Here is a 23,562-nt window from a genome sequence, read left to right as displayed (position 1 = left end):
GAAATCGATGAGTACAAATAAAGCTTGGTTAAAGCATTATCCAGATTCCATTCAATCAGAAGTTGTCATTCCGAACAAAACATTGCCTCAGGTTCTCCAAGACACAGCCACGAAGTATCCACAACATAGCGCGATTAGATTTTTTAATCAACAACTTACTTATCAACAATTGCATACATCCGTTCAATTATTTGCCGCTGCTCTTCAAAAAAAGAATGTACAAAAAGGAGATAGAGTGGCTATCATGCTTCCGAATTGTCCTCAATACGTTATAGCGTTTTATGGAACGTTACTCGCAGGCGGAATTGTGGCACAGGTTAATCCGATGTTAGTAGAAAGAGAATTAGAATATTTATTAAATGACTCTGAAGCGGAAACGATCATTGTGCTCGAAAGTTTATACCCTCGTCTGAAGAGCATTCAAGCAAACACAAAGGTAAAGAATGTGATTGTAGTAAACTTAAAACCTACTTCTCTCTCTGTTGAGGCTGAAGATTTTCAGAAAATGATAGCCAATTCTGCCGGAGATTTAACTCCTGTTGATATCGATACCGAACAGGACATTGCTGTGTTGCAATATACGGGTGGAACGACCGGACGTTCAAAAGGAGCGATGTTAACGCAACGGAATTTGCTTGCAAATGTGGTTCAGTCAGCTGAATTCTTTAAACACGAGTTTAAGGAAGGAGAAGAACGTATTTTATCAGTCGTTCCGCTTTTTCATATATTTGGTGTGTCGTCATGTATGAATTTTGCGATTTTCGCAGGAGCAGAATCAATCATGCTTCCAAGGTTTGAAGTAGAGGAAGTTTTACAAACTATCAACCTAACACGTCCAACAATTTTCCCTGGGGTTCCAACGATGTATGTGGCGATTACTCATCATCCTAAACTTGGAGAGTATAAACTTGATAGTATCCATACATGTAATAGCGGTGGAGCGCCCATGCCGGTTGAATTATTTAAAGAATTCGAGCGTAAAACAGGAGCAAGAATATTGGAGGGCTATGGTCTGTCTGAAACATCTTCATGCACTCATGGTAATGGCAATTTTGCAGAGAGAAAGTTTGGCACGGTTGGGCTTGCCTTACCTTCGATGGATTATAAAATCGTCGACTTAGCAACGGGGGAAAAGGAAGTACCTGCTGGTGAATTAGGTGAAATCATTATTAAAGGACCTCAAGTAATGAAAGGCTACTGGAATATGCCGGAGGAAACCGCACATGCCCTTCGGGACGGGTGGTTTTATACAGGTGATATTGCCAAAATGGATGAGGATGGTTACCTTACAATTATCGATCGTAAGAAGGACCTGATCATCGCTAGTGGATTTAACATTTACCCTCGAGAAGTTGAAGAAGTGATTTATGAACACCCTTCTATTCAAGAGGCTGTAGTAATTGGGGTTCCTGACGCCTATCGGGGTGAGACCGTTAAAGCTGTGGTCGTCTTAAAAGGAGGAATGGAAACAACAGAGGCTGAAATAATAGCATTTTGTCGTACAAGTTTGGCTTCCTATAAAGTACCGACTACTGTTGAGTTCCGCCAACAGCTTCCGAAAACAAATGTTGGGAAAATCCTTAGAAGATCCTTAAGAGAGGAAGCAAAAAGGCCAAATAATGTTCCCAAATAAACCGGAATAAAAAGGAAAAGTGGAAAGGAATTATGGTATAATTTCTACCATATTTTGATAGGAATTGTGGGGATTGGGACATGAAGGATAAGTTGACACAACAAAGCATATCGTTATTTGATGAAAAAGGGTTTAGTGAAACATCGATTCAAGACATTGTAGATGCACTAGGGGTAACGAAAGGAACCTTTTATTATTATTTTTCTAGTAAAGAAGAGCTATTAATGGATATTCAGCTTGCCTACATTGATGACATCTTGAGTCATCAGGAAAGGATTCTTTTGGATTCAACAAAAAACTGTAAAGATAAGCTATTTGAAATCGTGTATTTATTAATTCGGAATATAGAAAGGCAAGGTGCGAGTGCGAAGGTGTTTTTTCGTGAAATGAGGCATTTAAACGAGGAACGCTTGAATGAAATTATTCCAAAGCGAGATCAATTTCGAAAAAATGTAGAAACGTTGATCAATCAAGGAATGGGTAATGGGGAATTCCGTACGGATTTAAATGCTAGAATAGTCACATTTGGTCTATTAGGAATGACGAACTGGAGCTATCAATGGTTTAATCCAAGTAGTCAATTAACAGATAAGGAATTATCGGAAATTTATTTAGAAATGGTTCTTAACGGTATTTCTAAATAATAGGGAAACGTTCTGGGGAGACTCGAATAAGGACTACGTCTATTCTCCCCTTTCCATTTCTATTATAAGAAAAGGAGAAATGTCAATGAACATATCAGATATTCAATCTATTTCCGTCGTTGGTGCTGGTCAAATGGGTCATCAAATCGCCATGCTTTCGGCGTTAGGTGGGTTTGAGACAACACTTCAAGATGTAGACGCTCAAGTACTGAAGAAGGCAGAAGGAACACTTCATGCTTTAATGGATAAGTGGGAACAGAAGGGAAAACTCTCCAAAAGGGAGCGCGATGCTGCCTTTAATAGATTATCTTTTACTACGAATCTTCAAAAAGCTTCAGCTAATGCCGATTTTGTTGTCGAAGCTGTTGTTGAAAAGTTAGAGATTAAACAGGAAGTCTTTGCGAAATTAGATAAATGGACTCCGCCACATACAATCTTGGCTACTAATAGCTCTACCATTGTGAATAGCCTACTTAGTTCGGTTACCTCCCGTCCAGAAAAAGTGGTGAACATGCATTTCTTCTTCCCACCGCTTGTAATGGATTGTGTCGAAGTAGTCATGAGTGAGACAACATCAGAAGAAACAGCTCAACTTACAATGGCTGTTTGTGAAAAAATGAATCGAACGGGAATCCTACTTAAAAAGGAGATTTCAGGCTTTGTCGCGAATCGTATTTTAGGAGCTCTCCAAAGAGAAGCAGTCTCTTTATATGAGGAAGGGATAGCTGATTTTAAAGATATCGATACGATTTGTCGCCAAGCGTTAAGTCATCCGTTAGGGCCATTTCAGATTATGGATTTATCGGGGATTGATGTTGGGTATTATGTGATGAAGCAGCGATACAAAGAAACAGGGGATCCCGCCGATCAACCTTTTGCTTCCATCGTTGAAAAAGTGCAAAGAGGGGACCTTGGCAGGAAAACAGGAAAGGGATGGTATGAGTACAAACAAACGGCTATGAGAGAAAAGTAGATAGCTAGATAGTAAAAAAACTGAATTTTCAGGTTGATAAGGAGTGAAGCAAGTGGCGATTGATACAATTCCGGTTCGAAAAGGGGAAGAGCTTGATAAAGAAAAGTTAACAACGTTTCTGCAAGGTCGAATAGATTTGCCTCACGATAGCATGGATATTCAGCAGTTTGTAGCAGGTCATTCCAATTTGACGTATCAAATAAAAGTGGGTGAATGGGAAGCGGTCTTACGGAGACCACCTTTAGGACCTGTTGCCCCTAAGGCACATGATATGGAAAGGGAATTCCAGTTTTTATCCGAACTTCATTCACTTTTTCCTGCAGCACCTAGGCCTCTTTTAATGTCAGCAGATACTTCAATTGTCGGTAGCCCATTTTTCTTAATGGAAAGAAAGCATGGTGTCGTTTTAGACACATCCTTTCCACATAATACACCTGTAACCAAAGATCTTTGTCGCTCAATTAGTGAAGAAATGGTCGAGCAGCTTGTGAACCTTCATCGTATTGACTACCGAGAAACCCGTCTTTCCGAAATAAGTAGACCAATAGGGTTTATGGAACGTCAAGTTAATGGGTGGATTTCTCGCTACCAACGTGCGAAAACAGATGATATACAGGAAGCCGAACAAGTGATTCATTGGTTAACAGATCACCTTCCAGAATCGAAATACACCACAATCATTCATTATGACTACAAACTAAACAATGCAATGTTTAATGAAGACTTAACAAAAATGATCGGTTTGTTTGATTGGGAAATGGCAACGGTGGGTGATCCTCTCGCGGATGTTGGAGTGGCAATGAGTTACTGGACACAAGCTGATGATCCACCGCTCTTAAAGTCAGGGCTAGGAAAAGAATCAATCACTACTTTAGAAGGCTTTTTTACACGGAATGAATTCATTGAGCTCTATAGTAAGAAAAGTGGAAGAGATGTCAGTGAAATCGACTTCTATGTCACGTTTGCTTATTTTAAATTGGCTGTTATATGTCAACAAATCTACTATCGCTATCAGAAAGGTCAAACAAAGGATCCTCGTTTCTCACGGTTTAATGATTTTGTGAAGAGCTTACTCATCCATTGTCGAAATAGTATCGTGTAATCAAGAGCAGGAGGGAAGCATGACGAAAGTACATTTGTTAACAAGAAAAGAGGAGATTGATGAATTCAAGCTAAAGAAAGATCACAAGGTAGCTGTTGTTTTAGATATTTTACTTGCAACAACGACTATCACATCTGCTTTGTATGACGGAGCCACTGAGGTCATTCCCGTATTGAACCGTTGGGAGGCTGAAGAAATTTTTCAAAGAGGGAGAAAGGAAGAGACTATTTTAGCTGGGGAAGAACAGGCAAAGCCGATTAAAGGGTTTATCTACCCTAGTCCATTGCTTATCAGACCCGCTATTAAAGGAAAGCGGTTAATATTGTCGACAACAAATGGAACCGTTGCCCTCCGAAAGGCTGCGGTTGCTAAAAAGGTGTATATTGCCTCTTTGTTGAACAACCAAGCTGTTTCGGAGGCTATCCATGCTGATAAAAAAGCTGATTGCATTATTGTTATATGTGCTGGTAATTCTGGAGAGTTTTGTTTAGAAGATTTTTACGGGGCAGGTGATTTTATTCATTGCTTAACGAAAAACCATAAACAGGACTACACATTAACTGATGCTGCTAAAGCAGCACTGTACTTTTATCAAAGCAGTTCAAAAATTTATGATATTTTATCTTCCTCTCATGTAGGTCAATTAATGAAACGATTTGATGCGATTGAAGAGGTGATATTTGCGTCAAAGAAAGGCAGTATACCTATTGTGCCAATTTTAAAAGGACAAAAAGTAATCATTGAACATTCTATTCAACGTAAGGAGTGATTCCGTCGTGGAAAAAACGAATGAACGGAAGCAAGGGGCTCATTTTCTATTTTCTTCTCTATCTTTAGAAAGCCTATTTACCCCAGAAGATTTTACGGATGAACATAAGATGATTGCCTCAACTGCAAGGAAATTTGTTGAAAAAGAAGTTATTCCTTTGAAAGAAAGAATTGAAAATCAAGACTTTGAAATTGTGCAAACACTCCTAAAAAAGGCAGGAGATATAGGCCTATTAGCGCATAGCATTCCACAAAAGTATGGTGGTTTAGGTTTAGATAAAGTGAGTAAAGGGATAGTGGGAGAAATGGTAGGCCAAAGTAGTGGGTACGGCGTTGCCCATTCTAATCATACATGTATCGCGACCTTACCGATTACTTATTTCGGAACAGAGCAGCAAAAAGAAAAATATTTACCGAAAATGGCTAGCGGTGAGTACATTGGTGCGTACTGTTTAACAGAACCGAATGCAGGCTCTGACGCACTCGCAGCAGAAACAACAGCCAAATTAAACGATTCAGGCACCCATTACTTATTAAATGGGACGAAAATTTATATAACCAACGCGAGTTTTTCTCAAACGTTCATTGTCTATGCCAAAATTGACGCGAAGCATTTTACGGCTTTTATTATTGAAAAGGACTTTCGAGGCCTTTCCTTCGGTCCTGAAGAAAAGAAAATGGGGATTAAAGGGTCCTCGACAAGAACCGTTTTCTTTGAAAACTGTGAAGTGCCTGTTGAAAATGTCCTTGGTGAGATTGGAAAAGGTCATGTAATTGCTTTGAATGTTCTCAATCTCGGCCGATTTAATTTAGGCTCCGCTTGTATGGGAGGCGCGAAAGCAGGCTATAAAAAAACGATTCATTATATTCAAGAGCGTAAGCAATTTGGTTCGCCTATTGGAAACTTTCCAGCCTCTAAAGAAAAAATGGCGAAAATGGCAGCCCGAATCTATGCGACGGAATCTTTACAATACCGTACCGCTCACTTGTTAGAATCGGCTCTAGGTAACATCAACGATTCACATGATCAAACATTGATTGGTAAAAGTCTCAGTGAATATGCTACCGAGTGCGCGGTTTGTAAAGTGTATAGTTCAGAAACCCTTGATTATGTTGCAGATGAAGCTTTGCAACTCCACGGTGGGGCAGGCTTCATAAAAGATTATGGCATCGAACAAATGTATCGTGATTCTCGGATTAACCGCATTTTTGAGGGAACAAATGAAATTAACCGTCTGTTGATCCCAACCCACCTACTTAGAAAGGGATTGAAAGGAGAAATTCAACTACACCGCTATATTCTGGAAGCGAAGCATCAACTAGAAAAATCTTATTCTTCAGATGATGGTGTTTTTGCAAAGGAGCGCAATGCAATAGAGCTTATAAGAAGAATGTTCCTGATTTGTACAGGTCTTGCATTTGAAAAGTATGGTGAAGCACTTATACGTGAACAGGAAATATTAATGAAGCTAGCAGACATAGCAATTGAATTATATGCTTCGGAGTCGACTGTATACCGTACATACAAGTCAATTGTACAATCTGGGACGGATGCATCTACGTTAAAAGTGGATTTAACTCATACGCTTCTTGAAGAGGCCGTCACAAATGTGGAAAAGTGGTCACGTTGGCTTATACATGCCTTAGCAGACGGTGACCAAAAAGAGCAGCTTATCTCTATCACATCGAAAATGTTTAGTCATTACACATTCTACAATCATACGATTCTTAGAAATCGTCGAATTGCAGATGAGCAATATAAAATAAAGCAATTTCATTGCTAACGGAGAAGGAGGGGGTTTTTATGAGTGAACAACCTATCATCGTAGATGTGTCAGGACCTGTAATGACCGTTACGTTAAATCGCCCAAAAGTGTTAAATGCTTTTAGTGAAGGGATGATTAATGGGTTAACGCGTGCACTTCAGGAAGCACAGAAAAATAATCAGATTAGAGCGATTATCATTACTGGAGCAGGCCAGTCTTTTTCCGCAGGTGGAGATGTTAAAGCGATGGGGGAGGCGACTCCTGCTCAAGTGTACGAGCATATCGGGATACTAAATGAGTGTATTTTAACGCTCAAGCAAACTGAAAAGCCAATCATTGCCGCCGTTCATGGGTATGCAGCAGGCGCGGGGGTTAATCTCGCCCTAGCATGTGACCTCATTATTTCTACAAATGATAGCCAATATGCATTAAGCTTTTCACAAGTTGGTCTTGTATCAGACGGGGGAGGATCCTTCTTTCTGACAAAATTACTTGGACCGCATTTGGCGAAGCAGCTTTTCTTCTCAGGAGAAGTTATTTCAGCAGAAAGACTCTTTGGGTTAGGCGTTATTAATCAGCTTGTAACAACTGAGAATCTTCTTGATGAAGCGATGGAATGGGCAATCAAGCTAAGCAAAGGTCCGAGTTTGGCCTTTGGAAAACAAAAGAAACTGATCGAACAATCTTTAACAGCGAGCTTAGATGAGGTATTAGAGCACGAGCGAATGACACAGACGCTTATGGTTACAACGAAAGACCATATTGAAGGAGTTAAGGCCTTTAAGGAAAAACGTTCACCACAATTTTTAGGATATTAAAGGAGGAATTTATAATGAAAGCGATACAATTTGAAAAATACGGTGATCCAAAAGTATTAAATGTAGTGGATATTGATGTCCCGAAAGCTGGTTCTTATGAGGTCGTTATAAAGGTTGAAGCAGTCGGAGTAAACTATGCGGATACAGCAAGGCGAGAAGGACAATATGTAGTCCCCACTGCGTTACCATTTATTCCGGGTTCAGAGATCGCCGGGGAAGTGGTTGAAGTTGGAGAAGATGTTAAACATCTTTCACCTGGAACAAAGGTTGTAACGTTAATCGAGTCTGGTGGGTATGCTGAATTTGCAGTAGCGGACGCAAGAGGAGTAATTCCGATTCCAGCTACGTTAGACGTGAAAAAAGCTGTTGCGTTACCGTTACAAGGGTTAAGTGCTTATCATGTATTGAAAACAATGGGAAGAATTGAAAAAGGAGAGACTGTCTTAATTCATGCTGCAGCTGGAGGAGTCGGAACGATTGCTGTACAGCTTGCTAAAATATTTGGCGCTGGTAAAATCATTGCAACTGCAAGTACGACTGAAAAATTAACCCTTGCAAAAGAGCTGGGCGCGGATGTGTTAATTAATTATACAGAGCACGGATGGGAAGAAGAAGTTTTAAAAGCAACGGACGGAAAAGGAGTAGACATCGCTCTAGAAATGGCTGGTGGTGACGTTTTCCATAAAACGTTAAAGTGTTTAGCGATATTTGGAAGACTCGTGATCTATGGAGTTGCTAGTGGTGAGCAAAGTCGCTTCTTTCCTTCAAGCTTAATGAAGCAAAACCAATCCGTCATTGGCTTCTTTCTTCCACAAATTATGAGAAAACCAGAATTGTTACAGCCAAGTTTACAAGAATTATTTACCTACTTAGCTGACGGACGATTAACCTTAACGATTGGTGACACCTTTCCACTCGAAGAGGCAGCAAAGGTTCACACCCTTCTACAAGGAAGAAAAACAAAAGGGAAGCTTGTTTTAGTCCCTAGTCATTAAAATAATCGATTAAAAATAGCGAACCGAAGTAGAGGGGTTCGCTATTTTTTTGATTTGATAGAATACGTAGAGTGAAAGAAAAAAATTCAAACCTGCTTTCTAAAGGGGTTTGAATGAACTGACAACATTCCTCTTGGTTAAACTATCTGGTAGAGCATACCAATGATTTTTTTATGAGACTATTTTTCCTTACGTAAATCAATTTAATGGGTATGAATTGATTGTATCATTATCAATGTGACTTCTGATGGAAAGTTGTAGAAAATAATGAAGAATGATGAAGCTTATTATGGAGTACAAATAGAAACTGGGTCACTATTGTCACAAATATTCCCATCATAAAAATTAAAGCCTGTTCCACCTTCCGCTAGAATATCATATTCAATATTATTATTTGCTTTATTAAAGCGAATCGAGTTTTCGGTTGTTGCACCAGAACCATCAGAGACAAATATTCCAGCATGATTCATTCCAAGTTCAGTTCCGTTGTTTCGCACGGTATTCCAGTCAACTAGATTGCCATTAGGGTTGCCTGATTCACCGATTAAACCTATTCCAATGGTTGTGTTATCACAAACTTTATTTTCATTGATACTATTATCATCCGTTTGACAATCTATTCCTATATCGTTTTTCACAACCGTATTCCCTACTATCATATTATCACTTCCACCTTCATTGAGAAGAAACCCAGCACCACTATTGTTCTTTGCTAAATTATCAACACTCATGTTATTTGGGTCAAAGAAGTGATAGCCATTCGTGTTATTGGTACTTTGATTCTTTTCAAAACAGTTAAACTCATCTGTTACACGGAACCCGTCTATTTGATTAAACGTAGCACTATTCATTGTTAAAAGGTTGTCTTGCCCATTTATAGTGAATCCGTTACTATTGAAGCTAGCCTCTACTTTTTGAATTACATTATTGGATGATTGTACAGATACACCAATTCCTGTTCCAAAGCCTTGAACCGTGAATCCGATTAAGTGGGTTTGATTCCCCGTTACAACTACGCCATCATTCCCGACTCCGGCTCCAGAAATCTTTGTTTTTCCTATACCACAACCGACGATTTTTAGTCGATCTTTATCTACTGTAAATCCGTCAAATGTTCCTACTAAAATTTCAATTGTATCACCAGGATCAGCCAAAGTAATCGCATCTTGAACGGTTGGTGTAGGGATTGATGGAACTGTAAATATAGCCATTTTTACCCTCCTTTCTTCGTTATATCACTATTTTTAACAATCCTCAACGGTTTCGAATAATTCGAGGACGTTTTCCACTTTAAATTGAAGGAGCATTTCCTTCTTAATCACATGCTTAAGTGTTTGGTTCACATTATTATTGACCTCAAGTAGGTCTTCAATCGTCAAACAGTCATCATTAAAAGCGGCTACAGCTGCTTGAATTTTCTCGCCTTCTGCGTTCATAATATGTGCTAACGCTAGCTCTTCTTGTCCGACAGTTGCTAATAGAAATAAAAGGGTTTGATTTTTATCTAATACGGGTAGCGGATTAAATTCATCCGGAAAGTTCGGTTGGCCCAATTTTCACATCTCCTTTCCGTGTTTATTTTTAATTGTTCACTTTATTCTATGATTTAGGACAAGTATTGCTTGTGCGGATAACTAGATTTGGAGGAAGCGAGGGGATGATCAATCATTAAAATGCCACGTGTAGTTTACCCACGCGGCACTTTATGAAAGGAGATATTTGTTGGGAATACCGTGTTCCCATTGTTAGTATATGTATAGCTCGTTTAAGTGATTGGACGTTTGTAAGTGTTGTAGGTGTTTAGAAGAAAACCATACATTTAAAGGAGAGTGTTTCGATAGGTAATACAAAATAATAAAGGAAGCTGGGACAAAACTAAATGTACCATACTCAAAACCGAATAATCTCTTATAAAACTAAGAGCTAAAATTAAAAAACCGAACTATAACGGAACTCTATATTCGAGTTTTCATTATAATTCGGTTTTTCCTATGGGTGGAATATTTATGTCCCAGCCTCTTCTTCCAAAGGTCTGATAGGCTTTAAGCTTTTACAAGTTTTTTTGACTCACCTGAAAGAATGGCTATACCGTAACCGATAATAGCTCCGATGATTGCTGGAATAAACCAGCCAACTCCTTGCTCAAATAAGGGAAGGATGGTAAAAGCATCAGCTATTGCTGTGACATTAACACCAGCTGTTTTTAATCCGTCGATAAAACTAATGATAAATGTTGGTAGTAGTGATCCAATATAGACTGCACGATAGCCTTGAAACGCATTATGTATAAATGATAATAATATGAGCATAATGGCAACAGGGTATATCATGATTAAGATGGGAATTGAAATTTGGATTAATTGCGTTAAGCCAACATTGGCAATCACCATACTAAATAGAGATAATACGATAACGAACAGAGGATACGATACTTTAGGCATAATTTTCTTAAAATATTGAGCACAAGAAGAAACGAGTCCTACTGATGTGGTTAAGCAGGCAAACGTAATCGCAAGCGCCAAAATAATAGCTCCTAAGGAACCATATAAATAATTGGCAACTGCTGTTAAAATAGCGCCACCATTCTCCTGCACACCAATCGCTTCCGTTGCTGTAGCACCCATAAAGGAAAGAGCTAAATAAACTAAAGATAGCCCGGTAGCAGCGATTAAGCCCGCGATGGTACAGATTTTCGTAACAGCGGAAGGAGAGGTTACACCCTTTGATTTAATAGAGTTGATCACGACAATTCCAAAAACCAATGCTCCGATTGTATCCATTGTTAAATAACCTTCAAGAAACCCTTTAAATAATGGTTCAGTTTGATAATCTACCGCAGGAACTTGAAAACTCCCCATCGGAAACATAATGCTCTTTGTGACGAGAATCGTTAAAATTATGAGTAACGCCGGAGTTAATAGTTTCCCAATTCGATCAACTAGCTTTGATGGATTCATTGATAACCAAGCTGTAATTGAAAAGAAAATGATTGTAAAGAAAAATAAAGGGAACTTACTACTTAAAACGCTTTCATTCAAAAATGGGGTAACTCCTATTTCATAAGCGACCGTCCCTGTACGCGGTATACCAAATAACGGACCGATTGCTAAGTAAACGACGATTGTAAAAACAATTCCAAATAGGGGGTGAACTCGCGTTCCAAGTGATTGAAGATCCCCTCCTGACTTCGCGATGGCGATAACTCCCAATAGTGGGAGTCCTACTCCTGTCAATAAAAAACCTATAATAGCAATCCAAACATTTGTCCCTGCTTCTTGGCCTAAGAATGGCGGAAAAATCATATTTCCTGCTCCTAAAAATAACGCAAAGAGCATTAAGCCAATAGTTAATATTTCACTCCAAGAAAGTTTCTTGCTGTTCATTGTGCGCCTCCAGTTGTCTATCTTAATGTTTAGAACATTGTACATAGTAGCATAAAAAACAAGAAAAATGTCGAAAATCATAAAAGTTGAAATAGTAAATCAATTCATCGATAGAACAATCCCTTTTCAACCTAGTTTCTTTCTAATTAACTAATTCATTCAAGAAATAGAAAGCCTTTGGTTAAAGCTTACGGAGTTAACGAAAGGCAGAAATTGTTTAAAAAATAGCCCCATTATTTCATGTGTGTTTAAGGTGAAAATCAGAGAAGGGATAGAGACTAATCACCATTTTGGTAAAAGTTTAATATTTCCTGGGCTTGTAAACATAATTCATGTATTAATTCACGAGGTTCTAAAATACGAGCATGATGACCCATTCGATAGAAAAAGGGAGCAATGAATCGAATATTTCCTTTATCAATGACAGAATCAATGTATCCTGTTCCATCTTTATTGGTGACGACCATCCCATCAAAAAATGGGTCACTTTTACATTCACGAACGCCTTCCATCGATAGGATAACGTGGAACCTTATTGCTCGCTCTTCTTGTTTAGAAGAGAACCATTCTTCTAAATTCATAAATGGATCATTATTTTCTTCAGTGGATAATATAGAAACAATCCGATCTACACGATAGAGAAGAACTTTTTCCTTTAGATAGTCTAATGCAGGCATGTACCATAATCCATTATGAGCATAAATGCCAATCGGACGTAGATGTTTTGTATTTATACCCGATTTGGATTCATATTGAATTGTCATCTCCCTATTTTCAATACAATGCTCTAAAACGTCTCTTAATAAGGGAGTATCAACGGGTCTTACAGGACTCCAAAAAGCAATATAGGATTGTAGTTTATCGACTTTCCTTTTGGCATCTTGTTGAAGTGAACGATATAATTTGTGCGTAACAGCATGAATTTCAGTATCAAAAGGAAGATTACGATAAAAACGAAGAGATTGAAAGGCAAAAAAGATTGATACTGCTTCTTCATTCGTAAATAATAGGGGTGGTAGCAAGTTGTTAGTAATTACACTATATCCGCCATTTCTTCCTTGTTCAGCTGTAATGGGTAACCCCATATCACTTAAATCCAAAATATATCGATGGACCGTTCGAATCGATATATTGAACTCGTCGGCAATTTCCTGAGCTGTGAATCTTTTTTTCGTTGTAGCATAAAGTAGAATTTCTAACAAGCGCTTTCCCTTTGACATTTTCTTCACCTTTTCTTTTTAAACATGTCATAACTTGTCATGTTTCACTGTTAGTATAGGATGTACTTAATGATTTTATCATTATAGAGCACCATAAAAAATGGAAGGAGACAAACAATATGTCACGTGAAGTTATTTTATTTATCGCTACTAGTTTAGATGGATTTATTGCAAAAGAGGGGGATGACCTAAAGTGGTTGGATGAAACAGAGGCAGAAGGTGACGTCGGATATCAAGACATGTACCAATCCATTGATACAACAATTATGGGAAAAAGAACGTATGAATATGTTATGCAGCATGCAGATTCATTTCCGTATCCTGACAAGAAAAATTATGTTTTTTCTACTTCTATGAAAGGTTCAAATGAACACGTACAGTTTATTAACGAAGATGTAGTCGAGTTTACAAAACGGTTAAAAGAGGAAGAGGGAGCGAAAATCTGGATGGTAGGCGGAGGAAAGATACTCGATGCCTTTATAAAAGAAGATTTAATCGATGAATTTATCATTACGGTCACACCACATATATTAGGTTCTGGTATTTCATTATTTAATAAGGACAACCCACAAATTGATTTAACCTTAGTTGAGACAAAAAGGTATGGACAGTTTGTCAATCTACACTATAAACGAAAAGCTCTTTAGTTCAACAAGTGAAAAAGCGTGTTTTGCTAGGTTAGCAAAACACGCTTTTTTTGAGATTGCCGATGATATTCCATATCATAATAAAAACAAATCTTCCAGTAAACCTATTCTATAATGATTGAAAGTAAGTTAAGGTCTCCGATAATCCTTGCTGCAAAGAATAATGAGGAATCCAATCAAGTTGCGACTTTGCTTGCTCATTATGTAACCGACTATGAACAATGTCGCCAATCTTTTTTGCTTGGTAGCTTGGTTCTACCTTTATATTATGAATCCTTGCCATTAGAGTTAACAGGTCATTAATCCTTGTTTTTGTATTCGTACTAATATTAATGATGTGGTGATCACCTTTTGTGAGGGCTAAGAGATTGGCTCTCGCTACATCTTTCACATAAACAAAATCTCGTGTTTGATTTCCATCCCCATAAATCAAGAGTTGCTCCTTTTGAACTAATTTTTGAGAGAAAATGGCTACAACTCCACCCTCACCAGTTGCTTTTTGACGTGGTCCGTACACATTAGCATATCGAAAAATGGTATAAGGTAAGCCATATAGTTTGGAATATATTTTAATATACTCCTCAGAAGACCATTTTGAAAGACCATAAAAAGATAAAGGGGAAAGAGGAAAATCTTCCGTAATACTAACGTCCTTTGTATCACCATAAACGGCACAAGAAGATGAATAAAGAAACTTCTTAACGTTGGTTTTTCTTGAATTCTCTAGCAATTGGATTGTTGCTAAAATATTTTTTTCTGCATCCTGTACTGGATTGAGAATGGATTCATTTACGTCCACTTGTGCTGCTTCATGAATGACTACATCAGGCCTTTCCGTTGTAAAAATATCTTCCAAATCCGGAGATAAAATATCAAGCTCATAAAATTTTGCATTATTAGGGACATTTGTCTTGTCACCAGAAGACAGATTATCAACAATAATTACTTCGAACCCTCTATTGATAAATAGATCTGCGATATGTGAACCGATAAAGCCAGCTCCTCCTGTAATCAAAACCTTCATTTCACATTCACATTTCTCAGCGTATATTCTTTCATGAATCTCGCTCCCTTGCTTATATTCCACTTCGTTACAACAATCAACGTGATATAGGGTGGTGGAGAACTTACTCATACGTTCTTAGTGAAGAGGGATTTCACCCCGTGTAAAAGCATTTTATGTATGAAAAAAGCTTTCTGTGCAAGTGAGGGTCAGTTGACTTCAAAGATGGCTGATTCACCCATAAATAGGCTGACCATGTTATGTTATGGCGCTAAAAAGGGTTCTAATTTTCATTATCCGATGTTTATTTGTGAAAAAAATAATTGTCATTTTGAGGGAAAATATACATATCAATATCGTTGGAAGGAAAATTTCTTCTCTAACTAATTATGAAAAGGAGGGATACGATTGACGAAACCTTTAAATCCAAAGAAGATTCCTAAATATATTAATCAGCTAGAGAAACCGAATGTATTTAAACCGACTGTTGTGAAGGATCCAGAGACAGGAGAGGTAGTCAGTCATAATTACACCGTTTTTGCAACGGCGTTTACACAACAACTTCTTCCACCTGATTTCCCACCAACACCTGTTTGGGGGTATGAGGGGATTATAGAAGATGGTACTTGTTTTCAAAGTACACCAGGACCCACTATTGAGGCGGTTAGAGGAATTTCAGTTAATGTACAATGGGTGAATAATCTTGATAAACCTAATTTTCTTCCAGTTGACCCAACTCTCCATTGGGCGAATCCTAATAATATGCCAACACCAACACCAGAGTTTTTACCATTTCCACCTGGATATCCACTAGCACAAAGTCCTGTTACAATCGTGACTCATTTGCACGGTAGTGAAACTCGCTCTGATTCAGATGGTCACCCTGAGGCGTGGTTTTCTGCTGGTGAGGATAAAAAAGGGCAGGCTTTTATTAAATCTCGCTACACTTATCCGAATGAACAACAACCTGCTACTCTTTGGTACCATGATCATTCTCTTGGTGTAAGTAGATTAAATGTCGTAGCAGGACTATCTGGGTTTTACTTATTAAGAGACCCAAATAATCAAATTGAACCGCTTCTTCCAAAGGGGCCTTTCGAAATTCCTTTAGTTATTCAGGATCGTTCTTTTAATAAGGATGGCACACTATTCTTTCCTAATAAAGGCGTTAGCCCTGAAGCTCACCCTTATTGGGTAAATGATTTTTTAGGCAATACGATTGTTGTGAATGGAAAGGTCTGGCCGAACCTTAATGTTGAAAGAAGGCAGTATCGTTTTAGAATGCTGAACGGGTCAAACTCCCGGTTCTACTGTCTAAAGCTATCTAATCAACAGCCAATGGTACAGATTGGCTCAGATGGAGGGTTTTTGCCTTGTCCTGTGAGTTTAAAAGAAATTTTGCTTGCACCTGCTGAGCGTGCTGACGTGTTAATCGATTTTTCAAAGCTTGATCCAGGCACTGAAATTATTGTTTGGAATGATGCGGTAGCGCCGTTCCCAGCAGGAGATGCACCAGATCCAAACACCGTTGGTCAAATTATGCGATTTACCGTTATGGATACGAAACCGGTACCGCCAAAACCACTTCCTCCTATCCTTAATGACATACCAGAACTTATTCCAGATACTCCACAGCGAACCTTTACATTGAATGTTGTGAATGGAAAAAAAGGTCCTTTAGAATTGTTACTTGATGGTCAAAAATGGGATGCTCCCATTTCAGAAACACCAATAGTTGGATCAACTGTAGATTGGGTCGTTGCGAATGTATCCAGAGCAACGCACCCTATTCATGTACATTTAATTCAGTCTCGAATTGTCGATCGACAGTTATTCGATGTCGAAAGATATCTTGCTGATTGGATCAGTTTAAATGGGGAACCACCACTTCAACATCCGACAATCCCATTACCGGTTGAACCATATTTAATAGGGAAGCCTTTTGCACCTGATTTAAACGAGCAAGGGTGGAAAGATACAATCCGGATGAACCCGAATGAAGTAACAAGAATTAGGTTACGTTTTACCCCACAAGACGTAGATACAAGAGAGTCGAAGCCTGGAGTCAATTTATTTTCATTTGATCCCACTTTCGGTCCTGGATACGTTTGGCATTGCCATATATTAGACCATGAGGATAATGAAATGATGAGGCCAATGAAAATCATTACTTGTCCTGCTGAGCCAAACCCGCAAACTTGCTGTCAAGTGATTGTGGAAGGAAGTACGCAGCTGGTGCCCCCTGCATTAGATAATGGCACACTCTCAACGAATAAAAACGTCTTTGCTGAAGTCGAAAAAGTTTGTGCTGAAAAAGTAATTATTAGTGGCTTCCTTCGAAATACAATTACGTATACGGCCGTTTTGGATAATGGAGAAATGAAAGAACAAACGGTGACAAATGACCACCCATTCCAATGCACGATAGATCGTGATGATGCAAATGAAAATGACTCATTTATCATAACTGGCACATCCGTAATATGTGAAATTGTTTCTCATACACAAAATTTCGGAACTCATCCAGTTACAAAGGATCAAGTCGCTTTTAAGTTTGTTGAAAAAGACATCATTAAAATTTGTATCCAAAAAGAGTGCATTAATCAACCACCTCAAGAATCATAGCTACCATTTTACTAGTCTATAAGGTCGATACGTAGATGCATGTCGGTCGTGCTTTCTTGAATTGAGCAGGTATTCTAGTTCATTCAAGGCTGCACGACTTTTCTTTACTTGAAGGTTTACAAATAATCAAGCTGTTAAACAACATCAGTTATAGTGGCAAAAGATGATTTATAACTAAAATGGAAGTTTAGGCAAAGTAATTAAAGAGCATAGTATAACGTGGGGCATGATATAATAATTCAAATCTATTAATAGTAAAGTAATCATACAGGCTAATTTGAACAGTATATAAAAGTTCTTGACCTCCTAGTAGCCGGTAGCTAAACTGAAAGAATAGCTAAAATATAGCATTTCTTGAAAGAGTGTAAGGTAGGAGGAAAATATGGATATATTTATACGAAGAGCTAATAAATGTGACCACGAAGCTTTATTACCTTTATTCAGGCAAGTTCATGAGTTACACGTTAGCGAAAGACCAGATCTGTACAAAGAGAATTCCACTCCAGTGAGCCAAGCGTTTTTTGAAAGTCAGCTAGATGATGTGAAACAACATATTTTTGTAGCTACTATTGGTAACGATTTAGCAGGAGTCATTGTGATGAAGGAAGAAGAAATAACTGAAAATTCATTTGTGAAAGCAAGAAAGGTGTTATATATAAACAGTCTCTGTATTTCTGAAGTACATAGAAAGCAGGGAATTGGAAAAAGACTGATGAAATATGTTTTTGATTTTGGGAAAAGTTTGAAAGTTGATAGTATTGAATTGGGTGTATCCGAAAATAATCCGCATGCAATAAAATTTTATGAGTCAATTGGGATGAAAACCAAGAGTAGAAAAATGGAAATTATATTAAATTAACGAGGGTAATTTGGGAAAAGTATGTTTTGAGGAATCTGTTTCAAAACATACTTTTTTCGGTAGGGCTTGAACATTTTTTAGCAAGCAGTCATGAACAGGGGATAGGCTTTAGAAGTACAAGCAGCGTATAACTTTACTCTGCCTAAACAACATCGATTAGTCTTTTATCATATACATATTTAGCCCTGTTTGGCTGACCTTCTGCTCGATGTATTTCTAATGTATTTAAGTTCGCTACGACAGAAAAAAGTGTGCCAAAGCCATGCTGTTTTAAATGTAAGCACACATGTCCCTTAGTATCAGACATGATTGACTGTGCTAGAGGAAGTGTCATATTATGAGCATTTTCTTTAAGAAATAAATCTAAGGTTGAATAACGCTCTAATGACTTACTCCAATTCAGTGTTTCAGATGCTGATGAACTTTCATGGTGATTGGTGCAATGAATATAATGGTTAGTAGGTAGGCGTACTTTATAATCATGAGGGGTTACTTCTACAACAGCCATATTCCCTAAAGAATCTGCTAGTAAGTAATTATTTGCTACCGAACTAGGGAATCTTTTTAGTACGGCAATGCCTTCTTCCACAGTACGGCAGTTTTCTAAAATATGCTTAACCCCTATATAAAAATTTAATCCAGGCTTCACTCCCTCATGAGGTACGGATGTAATCCCTACAAATAATCCATGATGGTTAATCCCATCCACTTTTCCAATAAAACAATCGGAATGTCCAATATATTTATTTTTTCCATCCATACAAACTAAGGAGGACTCTGTTGTTTTCTTGAAGTCTAAAAGCATATCATAATTACGTCCAACAATCATCTCGTTTCCATTGAATGCTGAGAAAATACTGCATTGGCTGGCTAACTCAAATACACCTATACTTAATAGAAATGAATGGACCTCTTCAAATGAACTTTGACAACCATCTGAAAATCCTTGTATCTCCTGTACGATGCTAGGGTCAAAATCAACCAGGATAGGCTGACATTGTTCTCCAAATGTTAATTTTTCTTCGGTTACTTTCGGTAACCTGAATCCATTTTTAAACAGAATTTCTCCATATCTCTTCCCTGCTTCGTAAGCATTCCCTTTTAATCTCGGATGATACATACTGCTTCCCCTCCTCATACTATGTAAAATAGTTGGAAATCAATTGATCCCTTTCTTAAGTTTAATGTAACCGCATAGCATCTACCTGTCATTTTATGCTCAAATACGACAGCTGGAGTATTTCTTGCTTGCAGCAGTCTGAAGCTTAACAATACAAAAGGGACTTTAGTGGAGAGAAAACAAATTCCTTGAATGTAAGTCTTCAGCAATAGTGCGGAAATAATAATTGATAAATATGTCCGAATCTATAGGTCTCCTAAATGTGTTTATATAGTGAATAGATAAAAGAGGGAAGGGTTAACGAATAAAATTCAACATGTATCAAAGGAAATGCGAAATTTAAAGTGGAAGTTTGACCAGTTTTATGGAAGTATTGAAGGATGGATACGAGGGTTTTAGTGATTTGATTATTCTAGACGGTGGTCGAAGATCATAAGTGAAAGTGATCAATTTCTTAATAAAAACTACCTTTAATCTGAAAAGAATCCATTTTGATCAATCTTCTTTCAAAATGGATTCTAAGTTAACCACAATGTAAGGCTTTCTTTTAAACCTGTAATAAGTGAAATCTTCATGATCCATTGGTTTGAAAGAAAGTTGTACCGTTAATAAAAAGTTGCACCGCTTTACCCCTTCGGACATGGTTGTCTAAAGGGGATTTTTTATAAGGAAAAGAAAAAGAAAGTCCTGAATTAAAAACTCGCTTAAGAAGAGACAAAGAGTTGTTCCGTTAATGGGCCAGATTCTTGAAGACTTGAATTTGAGATAATACAAAAATAAAATTGTATTATATACTAAAATGATAGAACAATATTACATAAAAAAATTATAGGAGGTACTATGTAAGTGATTTCACTTTCTATATTTGTAGAGTGTCAAAATAAGGACGAGGCTATAGTAATATCAACAGAGTTAAAAAAGAAGATAGAGCCGTTTATTATTAATTATGAATTACAAGAAATAATACCCTATAGGAAAATTGATGGTTGGTTTAACATGGGAATTAATCTCGAAACATCAAACATTCTTGAAGTTGAGAGTGCAGAAAGGATACTTGAAACGATGTCTAATAAGTGGGATTGGACTAAAGGTTGGTCTACTGCTTTAGCTACTGAGAGAATGGATGGTTTGGTTTTTTTTAATGAAAAGGTAAAATTTATTGATTGTTGGTTTGAAGACTTCGCATTAAATGAAACAAAATAGTACCGTTTTACCTTATCAGATATTGTTATCCTATGGGGTGTTTTCAGTAAAAGGAAGAGGAATTCAATAACCAAAAGATTGAAAAAAGACTGTTAATTACAATAGAGTTATTCCACAAAAGGGCGCGATGATCTAACATCGTGCTTTTATTATAGTTGAATAAGTTGTTGCAAGATTTGAGGGATTTCTAAATAATCGGTGGTTTTGATGTCTGGGGAGATGCTACTCCATCCGAAGAATATATAACTATGTGTCAGGATTCCAGTAAGTATAAAAAAGGGATATAATACGTTCTTGAAGAAAAGGACACAAAGGAATTATTAAGCTCTCTTGAAGGCTTAAGTGTAATAGGGATTGGTTCAATCGCTACTCATATACAAGTTGAATATATTAAACCTATAGAGTAGGAGTGTTTAAATGAAAGATGTAAGAGACCTAATCCATACAAGGAAATTATGGGTAGATGAATCCGATATAAAGGCAACTGAACAAAAGTTAAGGGCGACTTTTCCAAAATAATATAAGGAACTTTTCAAGTTAGTTAATAATGCAGAAATAGGTGAATGGATTCTTTATCCTATCAAAGACCATAGAAATCCCCATAAAAATTGGGATGATATTGTTAGACAAAACACAATAATTAGAGATGAAGAAATGTCCAAAAGTCTTATTGCGATTGGTGATGATGGTTCGGGAGATAAACTGGTTCTTAAAGTAACTAACGGAACTATGAGTGATGAGGTTTATCTTTGGTATCACGAAACTGGAAAAACCGAAAAAAAAGCCCATGATTTGAAAAAATTTATTATTTTAATTTCTGAAGAAGAGAACGAAAATGATTTTGAGGACGAATAGATTTTTATACAGAAAATAGGAGTTCTTTATTGATGAAAAGCTCGTCTAATCTTGTATTGGACAAGAGTCAGCAAGAGAGAAGATTATAATAAAATACAATAGAATTAATAAATAGAAAATTTTTAATATGTTATTGCTCTAATAAGGGTACAGGATTCACCTTTAGACAAAATTACTAATAAGTATTTAGACGCAGCAAATAAGGGGTGGTAGAATGACTAAGCGCAGAAGAATTAAAGTAGGGAATGTCTATGCTATTCCCCTACCGAATAGTAACTTCGCTTTTGGCAGGCGATTTAAAGACAGTTCAATTGGAATATACGAGCATATAGGTGAAGATATAGAGGATTTACCAAAAGAAGAAAAATACGATTTTATTGTTGGAATATATGACGATGTATTAAAGTCAGGAGATTGGCCATTGGTTGACAATCGTTCATTTAGAAATGAAGATGATTCATGGCCCCCTCCTACTTTCATAATAGATGCTATTTCTGGGGAGTATTCAATCTACTATAAAGGTGATATTCAAAAAGCAAGCAAAGAACAATGTGGTGGATTAGAAAGAACTGCAGTTTGGGAAGGGTGGCTTATTATAGATAGAATTATGGGTAATGATAGCTGGAAGGATTATTAGAAGAGAAGGAGGCTGGGACAGAAGTATTCCAGCCAAAGGAAAAACCGAACTATAATGAAAAACTCTAATATAGAGTTCCATTATAGTTCGGTTTTTGTAATTATAACTCTTGTTATATAAGAAATTATTCGGCTTAGAGAATGGTACATTTAGTTTTGTCCTGTCCCAGCCTCTATATATCACCCACAAGAAGCGAATTACCTAATCCCGATTTTACAGATGATAATAACTAAAAAATGCCTGCTCTAAAAATTGTATCTATTTTAACTAAAGGGACTTTTCTTGAATCAGCTATTAATTTCTAATAAGGTTATCTCGAATTCAAGTCTTCGGTTATAGGGCGCGCTTGTAAGATAACAGAGGTAGAAAATGATCGAACGTTTTATAAAAATTCACATTAAATCTTCAGGTGAAGAAGCCATTTATATCAACCTTTTTTCAAGATGACTTCTTTTTGTGAGCTCTAAAATTACGGTTTGTGAGATGTTTACAATCAAACTTTATTCTAAAGCAACATTAATGTAAATTTTCCTAAAGGCGTTCTCGTATCAATCGCTAAATTTAATATCACTAAATGAATGCCATGTTTTTCTAATTTTTCCGTTAACTCTAGTTATTGTTTTGTATTCCTCCCCATAGATGACAAGCCCTTTTTGGTTGGTCGTTATAAGGGGTGTTTGTGAGAAAAGATTTATTCGATGGCTATAAATCGGGTCTGAAAGGAAAAAGTGAGTTTGAGGTTCATCTTTTGAAAGATGGAAAAGGGAATATTAACCGTCTAATCAGCATCATCAACGATTATCCGGAGCAAATAAAAGAACTAGAAGAGAATATTGTAAAAGTAAATACACAGATAAAGGAAGCAGAAATTGAGATGGAAAAGCCTTTTATCTATAATAAAGTTCTATTAGATTCATCGATAATTGCACTTTTTACAAATGTTTTACTAGTCATGACATTTAAAAATTCTTATACATTATTTCTGGAGTTCATACCAACCTCTCCTTTGTAAATTGATGTTTTTTGGAAACGTTCTATTTATGGTGCACTTTTTAATGGAGTGACGTTATTTCAAATTTAAACCTTGACCTTATTTCGCCCAATTTTTAATTTCAAATTTTTTTTAAGCAATTAAAAATTACCTAAAAGGAAAATGTATTTAATTATAGAAAAAAGCAGACAATGAAAAATGACTGTCTGCTTTTTCTTTTGATAGACACATAACTTTTTTGCTTTAACAATCATATACAATAATACTATATATTACAATTTGTTGGTAATAGTTAATAAAATTTAGCTTTGAGGTCTTAG

20 protein-coding genes and 1 pseudogene are annotated in these 23,562 nt (G+C 37.0%); 15 read left to right on the top strand and 6 right to left on the bottom strand.

The genetic code is table 11. The features are described from left to right. Positions 1-7: 7 nt before the first annotated feature. From WAK64_RS07650 to WAK64_RS07615, 8 genes are all read left to right on the top strand, one after another. Positions 8-1,633, top strand: coding sequence for a long-chain-fatty-acid--CoA ligase (locus WAK64_RS07650; protein ID WP_336586374.1), 1,626 nt, complete (start codon positions 8-10; stop codon positions 1,631-1,633). An 80-nt stretch (positions 1,634-1,713) separates the two neighbouring features. Further along, a complete protein-coding gene (locus tag WAK64_RS07645) occupies positions 1,714-2,277 on the top strand; it encodes a TetR/AcrR family transcriptional regulator (RefSeq protein WP_336586373.1) in 564 nt (187 codons plus the stop codon). Positions 2,278-2,362: 85 nt separating this feature from the next. Next, positions 2,363-3,250 carry a 3-hydroxyacyl-CoA dehydrogenase family protein gene (locus WAK64_RS07640; protein WP_336586372.1) on the top strand — a complete coding sequence of 296 codons (888 nt, stop codon included), beginning with the start codon at positions 2,363-2,365 and terminating at the stop codon, positions 3,248-3,250. Between the two features lie 52 nt (positions 3,251-3,302). After that, entirely contained in the window at positions 3,303-4,352 is a 1,050-nt protein-coding gene (locus WAK64_RS07635) for a phosphotransferase family protein (protein WP_336586371.1), read from the top strand. A gap of 19 nt (positions 4,353-4,371) precedes the next feature. Further along, entirely contained in the window at positions 4,372-5,121 is a 750-nt protein-coding gene (locus WAK64_RS07630; protein WP_336586370.1) for a 2-phosphosulfolactate phosphatase, read from the top strand. 7 nt (positions 5,122-5,128) lie between these two features. Next, positions 5,129-6,904 carry an acyl-CoA dehydrogenase family protein gene (locus WAK64_RS07625; RefSeq protein WP_336586369.1) on the top strand — a complete coding sequence of 592 codons (1,776 nt, stop codon included), beginning with the start codon at positions 5,129-5,131 and terminating at the stop codon, positions 6,902-6,904. A 20-nt stretch (positions 6,905-6,924) separates the two neighbouring features. Continuing rightward, positions 6,925-7,704, top strand: coding sequence for an enoyl-CoA hydratase/isomerase family protein (locus WAK64_RS07620; protein WP_336586368.1), 780 nt, complete (start codon positions 6,925-6,927; stop codon positions 7,702-7,704). A gap of 14 nt (positions 7,705-7,718) precedes the next feature. Next, positions 7,719-8,699: a quinone oxidoreductase family protein gene (locus tag WAK64_RS07615; RefSeq protein WP_336586367.1), complete on the top strand. Its 981-nt coding sequence runs from the start codon at positions 7,719-7,721 to the stop codon at positions 8,697-8,699. A 287-nt stretch (positions 8,700-8,986) separates the two neighbouring features. Here the strand turns inward: WAK64_RS07615 and WAK64_RS07610 are convergent, their stop codons facing one another. From WAK64_RS07610 to WAK64_RS07595, 4 genes are all read right to left on the bottom strand, one after another. Further along, entirely contained in the window at positions 8,987-9,910 is a 924-nt protein-coding gene (locus tag WAK64_RS07610) for a NosD domain-containing protein (RefSeq protein ID WP_336586366.1), read from the bottom strand. Positions 9,911-9,943: 33 nt separating this feature from the next. Then, complete coding sequence (locus WAK64_RS07605) at positions 9,944-10,252, bottom strand: alpha-helical endospore appendage domain-containing protein (RefSeq protein WP_336586365.1); 309 nt, start codon at positions 10,250-10,252, stop codon at positions 9,944-9,946. A gap of 489 nt (positions 10,253-10,741) precedes the next feature. Continuing rightward, positions 10,742-12,082, bottom strand: a complete 1,341-nt coding sequence (gene brnQ / locus WAK64_RS07600) for a branched-chain amino acid transport system II carrier protein (RefSeq protein WP_336586364.1) — start codon at positions 12,080-12,082, stop codon at positions 10,742-10,744. Between the two features lie 278 nt (positions 12,083-12,360). Continuing rightward, the gene (locus WAK64_RS07595) at positions 12,361-13,302 is read right to left on the bottom strand and encodes a helix-turn-helix transcriptional regulator (RefSeq protein WP_336586363.1); all 942 of its coding nucleotides are present in this window, start codon (positions 13,300-13,302) and stop codon (positions 12,361-12,363) included. Positions 13,303-13,421: 119 nt separating this feature from the next. Here WAK64_RS07595 and WAK64_RS07590 point away from each other — a divergent pair, with 119 nt between their 5' ends. After that, a complete protein-coding gene (locus WAK64_RS07590; protein ID WP_336586362.1) occupies positions 13,422-13,949 on the top strand; it encodes a dihydrofolate reductase family protein in 528 nt (175 codons plus the stop codon). A gap of 109 nt (positions 13,950-14,058) precedes the next feature. Here WAK64_RS07590 and WAK64_RS07585 read toward each other — a convergent pair whose 3' ends face one another. Then, positions 14,059-14,973, bottom strand: a complete 915-nt coding sequence (locus tag WAK64_RS07585; protein WP_336586361.1) for an NAD-dependent epimerase/dehydratase family protein — start codon at positions 14,971-14,973, stop codon at positions 14,059-14,061. A 387-nt stretch (positions 14,974-15,360) separates the two neighbouring features. Here WAK64_RS07585 and WAK64_RS07580 point away from each other — a divergent pair, with 387 nt between their 5' ends. After that, positions 15,361-17,577 carry a multicopper oxidase family protein gene (locus tag WAK64_RS07580; protein WP_336586360.1) on the top strand — a complete coding sequence of 739 codons (2,217 nt, stop codon included), beginning with the start codon at positions 15,361-15,363 and terminating at the stop codon, positions 17,575-17,577. 382 nt (positions 17,578-17,959) lie between these two features. Continuing rightward, positions 17,960-18,436, top strand: coding sequence for a GNAT family N-acetyltransferase (locus WAK64_RS07575; protein WP_336586359.1), 477 nt, complete (start codon positions 17,960-17,962; stop codon positions 18,434-18,436). A 142-nt stretch (positions 18,437-18,578) separates the two neighbouring features. Here WAK64_RS07575 and WAK64_RS07570 read toward each other — a convergent pair whose 3' ends face one another. Then, complete coding sequence (locus WAK64_RS07570) at positions 18,579-19,556, bottom strand: C45 family peptidase (protein WP_336586358.1); 978 nt, start codon at positions 19,554-19,556, stop codon at positions 18,579-18,581. An 846-nt stretch (positions 19,557-20,402) separates the two neighbouring features. Here WAK64_RS07570 and WAK64_RS07565 point away from each other — a divergent pair. From WAK64_RS07565 to WAK64_RS07550, 4 genes and pseudogenes are all read left to right on the top strand, one after another. Further along, on the top strand, positions 20,403-20,759 hold the full coding sequence (locus tag WAK64_RS07565; protein ID WP_336586357.1) for a hypothetical protein: 357 nt from the start codon (positions 20,403-20,405) through the stop codon (positions 20,757-20,759). Between the two features lie 417 nt (positions 20,760-21,176). Further along, positions 21,177-21,614 (top strand): annotated as a pseudogene (locus WAK64_RS07560) (SMI1/KNR4 family protein). 214 nt (positions 21,615-21,828) lie between these two features. Continuing rightward, positions 21,829-22,251 (top strand): Imm26 family immunity protein, encoded by a 423-nt coding sequence (locus tag WAK64_RS07555; protein WP_336586356.1) that lies wholly within the window; start codon positions 21,829-21,831, stop codon positions 22,249-22,251. A gap of 679 nt (positions 22,252-22,930) precedes the next feature. Further along, entirely contained in the window at positions 22,931-23,263 is a 333-nt protein-coding gene (locus WAK64_RS07550) for a hypothetical protein (protein WP_336586355.1), read from the top strand. Positions 23,264-23,562: the final 299 nt, after the last annotated feature.

Origin of the sequence: Bacillus spongiae, from assembly GCF_037120725.1 — a bacterium.
GTDB classification, from domain to species: domain Bacteria; phylum Bacillota; class Bacilli; order Bacillales; family Bacillaceae_K; genus Bacillus_CI; species Bacillus_CI spongiae.
This window is presented reverse-complemented; position numbering and strand designations above follow the sequence as displayed.